6 protein-coding genes and 1 pseudogene are annotated in these 8,360 nt (G+C 71.8%); 3 read left to right on the top strand and 4 right to left on the bottom strand.

Annotated elements, in window-relative coordinates; all coding sequences use genetic code 11:
* Positions 1-1,570, top strand: a 1,570-nt coding sequence (locus tag C5H89_RS08285; protein WP_104106532.1) for a Mur ligase family protein, incomplete at its 5' end; no start/stop codon positions are given.
* Between the two features lie 24 nt (positions 1,571-1,594).
* On the opposite strand, the gene cphA is transcribed toward C5H89_RS08285, so the two are convergent.
* Together cphA and C5H89_RS08275 are read right to left on the bottom strand one after the other, a co-directional pair.
* Complete coding sequence (cphA, locus tag C5H89_RS08280) at positions 1,595-4,378, bottom strand: cyanophycin synthetase (protein WP_104106531.1); 2,784 nt, start codon at positions 4,376-4,378, stop codon at positions 1,595-1,597.
* The gene (locus C5H89_RS08275; protein WP_205304928.1) at positions 4,375-5,457 is read right to left on the bottom strand and encodes a cyanophycinase; all 1,083 of its coding nucleotides are present in this window, start codon (positions 5,455-5,457) and stop codon (positions 4,375-4,377) included. Before C5H89_RS08275 ends, cphA begins: the two co-directional genes overlap by 4 nt.
* Before the next feature lie 33 nt (positions 5,458-5,490).
* On the opposite strand from C5H89_RS08275, the gene C5H89_RS08270 reads away from it, so the two are divergent.
* Both C5H89_RS08270 and C5H89_RS08265 read left to right on the top strand, forming a co-directional pair.
* On the top strand, positions 5,491-6,006 hold the full coding sequence (locus C5H89_RS08270) for a histidine phosphatase family protein (RefSeq protein WP_240181768.1): 516 nt from the start codon (positions 5,491-5,493) through the stop codon (positions 6,004-6,006).
* Complete coding sequence (locus C5H89_RS08265) at positions 5,990-6,781, top strand: putative protein N(5)-glutamine methyltransferase (RefSeq protein ID WP_104106530.1); 792 nt, start codon at positions 5,990-5,992, stop codon at positions 6,779-6,781. Before C5H89_RS08270 ends, C5H89_RS08265 begins: the two co-directional genes overlap by 17 nt.
* A 16-nt stretch (positions 6,782-6,797) precedes the next feature.
* Here C5H89_RS08265 and serB read toward each other — a convergent pair whose 3' ends face one another.
* Entirely contained in the window at positions 6,798-8,012 is a 1,215-nt protein-coding gene (gene serB, locus C5H89_RS08260) for a phosphoserine phosphatase SerB (protein WP_104106846.1), read from the bottom strand.
* Positions 8,013-8,059: 47 nt separating this feature from the next.
* A pseudogene (locus C5H89_RS18910) lies at positions 8,060-8,360 on the bottom strand (hypothetical protein); the annotation flags it as partial.

Below are 8,360 nucleotides of genomic sequence, written 5' to 3'. Positions count from 1 at the left end.
GGCGCTGCGCTTCGCCGCCCGTATCGGGCTGCGCAGCGCCCGGCCCGGTGGTGCGCAGTCGGGGTTCCGGCAGCGGTTCGCGCTGCGCGCCGTGGAACGGCTGGTGCGCGCGGTGGCGGCCGAGGCCGGAACCCGCAAGCTGGCCGTGCGGGTCCGTCCCACCAGCGACCCCCGCCAGGTGGTGGTGGCCTTCCCGTGGCGTCGGCGGGAGCGTGCCCAGGCGCTGGGCCGGGCGGTGGCCGAGGTCCTCGACGCGCTGCCCAGCTCCGACATCGACCACGTGGTCGGTACGGCGGCCGCCCAGGTGGCAGCATCCGTGTCCGGTGAGCGGCCCCGCACCATCAACCCCAAGATCCCCGTGGTGGCGGTCACCGGGACCAACGGCAAGACCACCACCAGCCGGATGATCGCCCACCTCGCGCGCGGCGCGGGGCAGCTCGTCGGATGGTCCAACACCGACGGCGTCTACATCGACGGCGCGCTCATCGAGCCGGGGGACTACTCCGGGCCGAGCGGCGCCGGCCGGATCCTGGCGCACCCCGAGGTCGAGCTCGCGGTCACCGAGACCGCGCGTGGCGGCATCCTGCTCAAGGGCATCGGCCTGACCCACAACGACGTCTCGGTGGTCACCAACGTGACCGCCGACCACCTCGGGCTGCAAGGGATCGACACCGTGGACCAGCTCGCGGAGGTCAAGGCCGTGGTGCCGGGGATCACCCGCAAGGGCGGTTGGGCGGTCCTCAACGGCGACGACCCGCGAGTCTTCGCCATGCGAACGGGGCTGAAGGCCAGGCCCTGGGTGTTCTCCCGGGACCCCGGTGCCCCCTCGTTGCGGGCGGTGCTCGACGAGGGTGGCCGGGCCACCACCGTCATCGACGGCTGGGTGTGCACCCAGGAGCCGGGGGCGGACCCGGAGCCGCTGGTCGAGGTCGTGGACGTCCCGATGACCCTCGCGGGGCTCTCCCGGTTCAACGTCGAGAACGTGCTGGCCGCAGCGTCGGCTGCGCTGGCGATCGGCATCACCCGCGAGGACGTGGCGCAGGGCCTGCGGACCTTCCGGCCCGACGCCGAGCACAACCCGGGCAGGATGAACTTCTTCAGCATCGACGGCTTCTCGGTCGTGATGGACCTGGCGCACAACGAGGCCGGGCTCGAGGCGATGATCGAGATCATGAACGGCGTCCGGGCGCCGGGATCCCGACTGCTGCTGGGCCTGGGCGCCGTGGGTGACCGCACCGACGACCTCATCGCGATGCTGGGGGAGATCGGGGCCCGCGACAGCGACGTGGTGGCGATCGGCCACAAGGACCGCTACCTGCGCGACCGCACGCGCGAGGACCTCGACGACCTGCTGAGGGAGGGCGCCGCCCGCGTGGGCGTCACCGAGCTGGAGTCCTGGCCCACCGAGGTCGAGTGCCTGGCAGCGCTGGTCGCCCAGGCGCGGCCCGGTGACGTGGTCGGACTGATGTGCCACGCCGAACGGCAGGAGTGCTACGACTGGATCGCCGCGCACGGGGGGATCCCGGACTCCCCCGAGGCGTTGCGCGCGAAGGTCCAGGTGGCCGCCTGAGGCACCTGCCTCAGGCGGCCTGCCTCAGGCGCCCTGCCCCTCGGTGACCGACGGGGTGTAGTCCGGGTCCGCGGTCGGGTTCTCCTCCGACGCGCCAGCCCCGGCGTGCGCGGTCTTGGACCAGTTCTCCAGCTCCGACATCACCGCGCCGTGCTGGTCCACGCACACGACCACCAGGTCGCCGCGGTTCGCGTGGCTCATCGCTCGCCTGACCGCGCTGATCTCGTCCAGCACGGTCTCGATGCGCTTGCAACGGGCGCCCGCCTCCATCGCGGTGCGGACTCCCTCTGCCACCAGGCTGGCGACCTCGCCCCGCTCGCGGCCACGCAGGGAGTCGTCCTCCCGGACGACGAGGACGTCGAAGTGCTGGGCAGCCACGTGTCCGAGCTCGCGCATGTCCTCGTCGCGCCGGTCCCCGGCGGTGGCGATGATGCCGATGCGCGAAGGCCGGGCGAGGTCGTGGGAGGACTCCATCGACTCGCCGAGCCGGTCGACGAAGTCGCCCAGCATCCGCATGCCGGGAGCGTTGTGGCAGTAGTCGACGATGACGTTGACGCCGTTGACCTCGACCTCGTTGAGCCGGCCCGGTGACAGGTAGTAGCTGGTGGAGAAGGTGCGCAGCCCCTGTCGGATGTCGTGCAGCGGGGCTCCGGCGGCGAAGGCCGCGGCCGCGGCGGCCAGGCAGTTCTGCACGTTCATCCGCGCCCGGCCGCTGAAGGTGGCCGGCAGCAGGTGGGTCCAGGCCAGCTGCATCTCGCGACGCCCGTGACGTACCACGATCATCTCCCCGCGCTCGGAGGGGTTCAGCACCAGCGCCTTGCCGCCCCGGCGACAGTGCGAGTCGATCATCTCGCGCACCTCCGAGCCGGGCTCCTCCATGGAGAACCAGACGACCTCCCCGGAGCACTTGCGCTTCATGGCCCGCACCAGCGGGTCGTCAGCGTTGAGCACCGCATGGCCGTCGCGGGGCACGGCCTCGACCAGCACCGCCTTGACGTCGGCCAGCTGCTCCACGGTGTCGATGCCGCGCAGCCCGAGGTGGTCCGGCTGCACGTTGATGACCACGGCCACGTCGTTGCGCTCGTAGCCGAGTCCCTCGCGCAGGATCCCGCCGCGAGCGACCTCGAAGACCGCGAAGTCGACGCGGGGGTTCTGCAGCACCATGCGGGCGCTGCGGGGTCCGGAGGCGTCGGCCTTGATGAGCAGGCGCTCGTCGATCACCACGCCGTCGGTCGAGGTCATCCCGACCTTGCGTCCCATGCCCTTGAAGATGTGGCTGATCATGCGGCTGGTGGTCGTCTTGCCGTTGGTGCCCGTGACCGCGACGATCGGGATGCGGCTCTGCGTCCCGGCCGGGAAGAGCATGTCCACCACTGGCTTGGCGATGAACTGGGGCTCCCCGATCGTGGGGTGGGTGTGCATCCGGAACCCGGGTGCGGCGTTCACCTCGCAGATCGCCCCGCCGGTCTCACGGACCGGCTCGGTGATGTCGGGACAGATGAAGTCGATGCCGGCGATGTCCAGCCCGATCATCCGAGCGGCTTCCTCCGCGATCTCGATGTTCTCGGGGTGGGCCTCGAAGGTGCGGTCGATGGAGATGCCACCGGTGGACATGTTGCCGGTCAGGGCGAGCTTGACCATCTCGCCCTCCTCGGGCACCGAGGTGAGGCAGTGCCCCTGGGCGGCGAGGACCTCCTCCGCACCGGCGTCGACCTTGATCCGGGTCAGGACCTTCTCGTGACCGACGCCGCGGCGCGGGTCCGCGTTGGTGAGGTCCACCAGCTGCTCCACGCTGGAGCGACCGTCACCGACGACATGGGCGGGGACGCGCTCGGCGATGGCGGCGAGCCGACCGTCGATGATCAGGCACCGGTAGTCCTTGCCCAGCACCAGGCTCTCGACGATGACCCAGCCGCCGCGGGACTGCCCCAGGGCGATCTCGAAGGAGTCTCGCACCGCCTGCTCGTCGCGCAGGTCGAGGCAGACGCCGCGACCGTGGTTGCCGTCCAGCGGCTTGACGACCACCGGGTAGCCGATGCGCTCTGCCACCCGGACCGCCTGGTCGGCGGTGCGCACCGACTCCTGCTTGGGTACCGGCAGGCCCGCCGCGGCCAGCAGCTTGGTGGTGAGGTCCTTGTCCGAGGCGATGTCCACGGCGATCGCGGAGGTGCTCGAGGTCATGGTCGCGCGGATCCGCTTCGCGTGCACGCCCTGGCCGAGCTGGACCAGGGAGTGCTGGTTGAGCCGGATCCAGGGGATGTCGCGGGAGACCGCTTCGTCGAGGATCGCCTGGGTCGAGGGACCGAAGGCGGTGCGCTCTGCACGGAGGATGAACTGCTCCAGCTCGTGTGCCCAGTCGAACTCGGGGTCGGCGTCCACGAGGTGGTTGACCAGCCGTACGGCGAGCTTGCCCGCCGCGAGCCCCACCTGCTCGTCGACGTAGGCGTAGATGACGTTGTAGACACCGGTCTGCCCCTTGACGCCGCGTGTCTTGCCGCGGCGGATGTCGTGGCCCACAACCTGCTGGAGGGCCAGGGCGACGTGCTCGGCGACGTGGCCGAGCCAGGTGCCCTCGGTCAGGCGCTCCACGAACCCGCCACGGCGCCCCCGCGAGCAGGAGTGCTCACGCAGCCCCGGCAGCATGGTGAGCAGCTCCTCGGTGAAGCCGTGGAGGGTGTTGGTGGGGAACTGCTCGAGCACGCCGAGGTCCACCACCAGGTGGATGGCCCGCTCGTAGGACCAGACGTTGGCACCGCGGTAGACCCGCGTCTCGAGGATGGCCAGGTCGGGCGTCGGTCGCTCGCTCATCGGGCGTCTCCCTCGGTGTCGTGGCTGGTGTCGTGGCTGGTGTCGTGGCTGCTGGTGTGGGTGCTGCTGTGGGTGCTGTCCTGGGTGGTGCTGCGTGTCGTGGAGTCGAGGCCGCCGGGGGCGAGCCCGGCAACGGGACGCTTGCGTGCCATTCGGCGTCGCAGAGTGCTGGGCGAGGCGTCTGATGCGGCGATGTCGCGAGCCATGGTCCGCAGGTCGTGCTCGGCCTCGGCCAGCCCCCGGACCTCCTCCGCGTCGAGCACCGGGTCCTGTGGCACCAGGCGTCGATCGCCCAGGTCGAAGACCGCTCCCTCGGGGAGGACGTGCAGCATCACCCCGCTGCTGAGCAGCGGGGACGAGCGCGCGGCCTCGTGGGCGTTCGTGGTCATCCGCGCCGGGTCGAGGATGGTCACCGCACCTCGGCCCAGCACCCGCAGCCGCTGTCGGCCGTCGACGGTGTCGACGACGGCGCACGTGTCCTCGTCGACGCCGATGCCGAGCAGCTGCGGGGACTGGGACACGATCATCAGCAGCCGCCCGTAGCGGTTGCGCTGCTCGAAGTGCTGGTCGATCACCGCGGACCCGACCAGGCCGAGTCCTGCGGCGACCTGGGTCATCCGCTGCTTGGGCGTGGCGCCGCCGACGCCGAACGCGACCATGTGTGAGGACTGGATGCTGGCCCCGGCACTGGTCCCCGCGACCACGGCACCGCGCCGATGCGCAGCGACGATGGCGTCCCCGAACGGGGTGCCGGACACGATGCCTGACAGCTTCAGCTGGTTTCCGCCGGTCATGAAGATCCCGGTGGCGTCCTCCAGGAGCGCCACCAGGTCGGGGTCATGGGCCTCGTCCCGGCTGCTCGGGCAGGCCGCGACCACCCGGCCGGCGCCGAGCTTGGTGAAGACCGCGTCGTACAGCTCGACGATCTCGGTACCGAGGGAGGACGCGACCGGGATCACCACGATCCGGGCCTGCGCACCGCCGGACCGGGTCACGAACTCCTTGAGGATGGTGCGTCGACGGAGCTTGTCCTCTGCCCCGCCGATGATCATCAGGGGACCTGCGGGGTGATCTGGCATGACACGGAGGCTAGTGCCTGTCAGAGTGACCCAGTGCAGAAGGACACCCGACTCCTCGTTGTGATGCGTCACGCCAAGGCGGAGGCGGTCGGTAGCAGTGACCTCGAACGCGCCCTGACAGAGCGGGGACGCGAGGACGCGGGCGAGGCAGGGCGCTGGCTCGCCGAGCGCGGGTTCGTGCCCGACCACGCCCTGGTCTCCGCCGCGGTCCGGACCCGGGACACCTGGCAGGCGGTCAGTGACGCGGCCGGCTGGACGGTACGACCCGACGTGCAGGAGGCGCTCTACGCCGCCGGGCCGGAGTCGGCACTGGACCTGATCAGGGAGTTCCCCCAGGCCGCACGGACCGCGCTCGTGCTGGGGCACAACCCGACGGTGTCCTACCTGGCCCAGCTGCTCTCCGACGGCACCGGTGACCCGGACGTGCTGGCCCGGATGGCCGGCGGATTCCCGACCGCGTCGCTGACCCTGTTCGCGCTGGACGGCAGCTGGGACGAGCTGGAGCTCGGGACGGCACGCGTGGAGGGGTTCCATGTCGGTCGACCCTGACTGGCTCGATCGGGACACAGTGGCCGACCGCCTTCGGACGGCGGGCTGCGTCTTCGCGGAGGAGGAGGCCGAGCTGCTGCTGGCTCAGTTCGCCGGACCCGAGCTCGAGCTCGCGCTGCTCGACCGGATGGCGGGCGAGCCTCTCGAGCACATCCTGGGATGGGCGGAGTTCGCCGGGCTCCGGATCGCGGTGGGTCCGGGGGTCTTCGTGCCGCGCCGCCGCTCGGTCCTCCTGCTCGAGCAGGCCCTGGCGCACCTGCCCCGGCATGGCGTCCTGGTCGAGCTGTGCTGCGGCGCCGGCGGCCTGGCGGCCGCTGTGGCAGGGGGCCGCGCGGACGTGACCGTGCATGCCTCGGACATCGACGAGCGTGCGGTGGCCTGTGCGCGGGAGAACCTGGAGCCCCGCGGAGGTCAGGTCCACCAGGGTGACATGGAGTCGGGCCTGCCGACCGCCCTGGCGGGGAGGGTGGATGTCGTGGTCGCCAACGCCCCCTACGTACCGTCGGGGCAGATCGACCTGATGCCGGTGGACGCCCGCGACCACGAGCCGCTGATCGCCTTGGACGGAGGACCCGACGGCACCCGGATGCAGGACCGGGTGGTGGCTGCGGCCAGCCGGCTGCTCGCGCCTGCGGGGGTCGTGGTGGTCGAGGCCAGCCGCGCCCAGGCGGAGGCCACGGCGGCACGGATGCTGTGGCGCGGGTTCGCGCCCGAGATCGTCACGGACGACGAGGTGTCCGGAACCTGCGTCGTGGGCCGCAGATCGGTGCGCTGACCCGCGGCTGGTCGTCTCAGAGCGGGGGAGCGGGAGTGATGATGCCGACCTCGGCGTCCGCCGCCTCGACCTCCTCACGGGAGATGCCGAGCAGGTACACGATCGCGTCGAGGTAGGGCACGTTGACGGCAGTGTCCGCGGCGTCGCGCACCATCGGCTTGGCGTTGTAGGCGATGCCCAGCCCGGCGGCGTCGAGCATGTCGAGGTCGTTGGCGCCGTCACCGATCGCGATGACGGCTGCCTGGGGCACCCCTACGGCGGCGGCGAACTCGCGCAGGGCGCTCGCCTTGCCGGCGCGGTCCACGACCGGCCCGACGATGCCCCCGGTGAGCCGGCCGTCGACGATCTCCAGCTCGTTGGCGCGTGCGAAGTCGATGCTCAGGTCCGCCGCCAGACGGTCGGTGATCTGGCTGAACCCGCCCGAGACGAGGGCGAAGCGGTACCCGAGGCGACGCAGCGTCCGGACCATGGTGCGCGCGCCGGGGGCCAGGACCAGGGCGTCGTACACCTCGTCGAGCGCGCTGGCCGGCAGACCCTCGAGCAGCGCCACCCGGTGCCTCAGGGACTCCTCGAAGTCGAGCTCCCCGCGCATGGCCGCCTCGGTGATCCGAGCGACCTCCGCCTCCGCGCCCGCGTGCGCGGCGAGCATCTCGATCACCTCGCCCTGGACCAGCGTGGAGTCGACGTCCATCACGATGAGCCGCATGCCGCGCCGCAGCAGGTTGGCCGGCTGGACGGCGATGTCGACACCCTGTGCCGCGGCCTCGGTGGCCAGCACGCGGCGCAGCTCCACCGGCTCCACCCCGGAGACGTGCAGGTCGATGGCGGTGACCGGATAGCGCGCCATCCGCTCGATCCGGTCGATGTTGGCGCCGCAGTCGGCGATCCGCCCGGCGATGGCGGCCATCGCCGCGGCCCGCAAGGGCGATCCGATGACCGTGACGTGGCTGCGCCCGACGGCGCGGACCTTGTTGTCGCCCACCCCCCGGTCCACCTCGACCTGCATGCCGAGCGCCGACGCGGTCTCGGTGACTGCGTCGCGCAACCGCTTCCAGTCACGGGGAGCGCTGACCAGGACCCCCAGCACCAGCCGGCCGCGCAGCACGATCTGCTCGATGTCGAGGACCTCGACGCCGGCTGCGGCGAGCCGGGAGAAGACTGCGGCCGTCACCCCGGGTCGGTCCTTGCCGGTGAGGGTGATCAGCAGGGTCTTGGGGTCAGTCTCGTCCATGGCACCGCTGAGGCTACTGCGGTGCGGTGAGGCCGCGACGCACAGGATCAACTCTCGGGCCACACCTCGGGGGAGCAGGAGGCCACCAGCGCCCGGCGGGCGGCCCGTTCCAGACCGAGCAGGGCCTCCTCCCGCTGGACCATCTGGGCCGCGGTGACCGCCGCCCCGTGGTCCTGCGTCGCCAGGGCCACGATCTCCTGCGCCTGGACGGCCCGTGCGGCCAGCTCCACGCACCGGGGCGGCGTCCCCGGCGGTGCCTGCAGCTGCGGCAGGTGCCGCAGGTTCATCAGGGCGTCAGCCGCCTCGGGCCGCCAGCTCGCCACGTCCAGCGCCGCCAACCGCGTCGCG

Origin of the sequence: Nocardioides sp. 616 (genome assembly GCF_002930065.1) — a bacterium.
Classification (GTDB): domain Bacteria; phylum Actinomycetota; class Actinomycetes; order Propionibacteriales; family Nocardioidaceae; genus Nocardioides; species Nocardioides houyundeii.
The sequence above is the reverse complement of the archived record's forward strand: the minus strand, read 5'-3'. Positions and strand labels throughout refer to the sequence as shown.

Coding starts and splice junctions, on each gene's coding strand:
- C5H89_RS08275 (WP_205304928.1), bottom strand. CDS start 5,457: ATGCCAGATCACCCCGCAGGTCCCCTGATGATCATCGGCGGGGCAGAG.
- cphA (WP_104106531.1), bottom strand. CDS start 4,378: ATGAGCGAGCGACCGACGCCCGACCTGGCCATCCTCGAGACGCGGGTC.
- serB (WP_104106846.1), bottom strand. CDS start 8,012: ATGGACGAGACTGACCCCAAGACCCTGCTGATCACCCTCACCGGCAAG.
- C5H89_RS08265 (WP_104106530.1), top strand. CDS start 5,990: ATGTCGGTCGACCCTGACTGGCTCGATCGGGACACAGTGGCCGACCGC.